This is a genomic window from Peribacillus sp. SIMBA_075 (genome assembly GCF_046534585.1).
Genome location: NZ_JAWRYN010000997.1, coordinates 1 through 257 on the forward strand (window position 1 = coordinate 1; position 257 = coordinate 257).

Genomic DNA, 257 nt, shown 5'->3' on the forward strand with positions numbered 1-257 from the left:
TTTACTGGCCTTAGCCTCATCCGGGGAGCTGAAAACCCGTCAGGACGTCACCGAGGCGCTGGAAAGCGCAGGTTTTGAGGTGGTGCGCACCACGAAAAGCAGTATCAGCATTGCCGACCCGGACGGGGGGCGAAACATCCGACTGAAGGGAGCCATCTATGAACAGTCTTTTAACGCTGGCGAAGGACTTAGAGCAGAAATCGAAAGCGCAGCAGCAGAGTACCGGCGAGATGCTGAAAGCCGCATTCAGCGAGCAC

Annotated in this window: 1 protein-coding gene; it reads left to right on the forward strand. The window is 56.8% G+C overall.

Going from position 1 to position 257, the window contains the following annotated elements; translation table 11 throughout:
• Positions 1-158 precede the first annotated feature (158 nt).
• Positions 159-257 (forward strand): MbeB family mobilization protein (locus SB775_RS31270; RefSeq protein WP_240478603.1); only part of this gene is annotated, 99 nt, incomplete at its 3' end.